General features: G+C 55.2%; 1 rRNA gene and 1 other annotated feature (1 of these 2 cut by a window edge). The gene reads left to right on the top strand.

What is annotated here, in order from left to right:
• A 23S ribosomal RNA gene (locus AC3AP5_RS13280) occupies window positions 1-2,383 on the top strand; it begins 531 nt to the left of the window's first position.
• Window positions 2,384-2,438: 55 nt separating this feature from the next.
• Window positions 2,439-2,500, top strand: a sequence feature (5S ribosomal RNA rRNA prediction is too short).

The raw sequence follows: 2,500 nt of genomic DNA, 5'->3' as shown, positions 1-2,500 counted from the left end.
CCGGAAGGGGAGTGAAAGAGATCCTGAAACCGTATGCCTACAAGTAGTCAGAGCCCGTTCACGGGTGATGGCGTGCCTTTTGTAGAATGAACCGGCGAGTTACGATGGCGGGCGAGGTTAAGCCGATGAGGCGGAGCCGCAGCGAAAGCGAGTCTGAACAGGGCGCATCAGTCCGTCGTCGTAGACCCGAAACCAGGTGATCTACCCATGTCCAGGATGAAGGTCAGGTAACACTGACTGGAGGTCCGAACCCACGCACGTTGAAAAGTGCGGGGATGAGGTGTGGGTAGCGGTGAAATGCCAATCGAACCTGGAGATAGCTGGTTCTCTCCGAAATAGCTTTAGGGCTAGCCTCGAGGTGAAGAGTTCTGGAGGTAGAGCACTGATTGGACTAGGGGCCCCCACAGGGTTACCGAATTCAGTCAAACTCCGAATGCCAGCAACTTGTACTCGGGAGTCAGACTGCGAGTGATAAGATCCGTAGTCGAGAGGGAAACAGCCCAGACCATCAGCTAAGGTCCCCAAGTGTATGTTAAGTGGAAAAGGATGTGGCGCTGCACAGACAACTAGGATGTTGGCTTAGAAGCAGCCACCATTCAAAGAGTGCGTAATAGCTCACTAGTCGAGTGGCGCCGCGCCGAAAATGTAACGGGGCTAAACATACCACCGAAGCTATGGATCCCGTAAGGGATGGTAGGAGAGCGTTCCAAGCAGCAGTGAAGCGGTATCGTGAGGAGCCGTGGAGCGCTTGGAAGTGAGAATGCCGGTGTGAGTAGCGAAAAGAGGGGTGAGAATCCCCTCCGTCGAAAGCCTAAGGTTTCCTGAGGAAGGCTCGTCCGCTCAGGGTTAGTCTGGACCTAAGCCGAGGCCGAAAGGCGTAGGCGATGGACAACAGGTCGATATTCCTGTACCGCCGTACCACCGTTTGAACGATGGGGGGACGCAGAAGGATAAGGTGACCGTGCGACTGGAAGTGCACGGACAAGCAGCGAGGCCGTCGGGTTGGCAAATCCGCCCGGCATACAAGGTTGAGCTGTGACGTGGAGCCCGTAGGGCGAAGCACCGGATTTCACGCTGCCAAGAAAAGCCTCTAGTGAGGAGGTCGGCGCCAGTACCGCAAACCGACACAGGTAGGCGAGATGAGAATTCTAAGACGCGCGGGATAACTCTCGTTAAGGAACTCGGCAAAATGGTCCCGTAACTTCGGGAGAAGGGACGCTTATGGCGACATAAGCCGCAGTGAATAGGCCCAAACGACTGTTTAGCAAAAACACAGGTCTCTGCTAAATCGCAAGATGAAGTATAGGGGCTGACGCCTGCCCGGTGCTGGAAGGTTAAGGGGATGTGTCATCGCAAGAGAAGCACTGAACCGAAGCCCCAGTAAACGGCGGCCGTAACTATAACGGTCCTAAGGTAGCGAAATTCCTTGTCGGGTAAGTTCCGACCCGCACGAAAGGCGTAACGATTTGGGCACTGTCTCAACGAGAGACCCGGTGAAATCATAGTACCTGTGAAGATGCAGGTTACCCGCGACAGGACGGAAAGACCCCATGGAGCTTTACTACAGCCTGATATTGAGGCTTTGTACGCGATGTACAGGATAGGTGGGAGTTTGTGAAGCCGGAGCGCCAGCTTCGGTGGAGACACCCTTGGGATACCACCCTTTGCGTATAGAGTCTCTAACTCGCAGCCGTGATCCGGCTGGAGGACCGTGTCAGGCGGGTAGTTTGACTGGGGCGGTCGCCTCCTAAACAGTAACGGAGGCGCCCAAAGGTTCCCTCAGAATGGTTGGAAATCATTCGAAGAGTGCAAAGGCAGAAGGGAGCTTGACTGCGAGACCTACAAGTCGAGCAGGGACGAAAGTCGGGCTTAGTGATCCGGTGGTTCCGCATGGAAGGGCCATCGCTCAACGGATAAAAGCTACCCTGGGGATAACAGGCTGATCTCCCCCAAGAGTCCACATCGACGGGGAGGTTTGGCACCTCGATGTCGGCTCATCGCATCCTGGGGCTGGAGTAGGTCCCAAGGGTTGGGCTGTTCGCCCATTAAAGCGGTACGCGAGCTGGGTTCAGAACGTCGTGAGACAGTTCGGTCCCTATCCGTCGTGGGCGCAGGAAATTTGAGGAGAGCTGTCCTTAGTACGAGAGGACCGGGATGGACGCACCGCTGGTGTACCAGTTGTTCCGCCAGGAGCACCGCTGGGTAGCTACGTGCGGACGGGATAAGTGCTGAAAGCATCTAAGCATGAAGCCCCCTCCGAGATGAGATTTCCCTTTGAGCAATCAAGAAAGACCCCTCAGAGACGATGAGGTAGATAGGTCATGGGTGGAAGCGTGGTGACACGTGGAGCTGAATGATACTAATCGGTCGAGGCTTTGATCTAGTCTAATGGTTTGTGTTGATGAATCCTCAGTTTTCAGGGAACAAGCCCTGTAGAGTCTGGTGGCGATAGCGAGACGGCCACACCCGTTCCCATGCCGAACACGGAAGTTAAGCGTCT

The sequence above is a fragment of the Idiomarina sp. D18 genome (genome assembly GCF_057748155.1).
The sequence above is the reverse complement of the archived record's forward strand: the minus strand, read 5'-3'. Positions and strand labels throughout refer to the sequence as shown.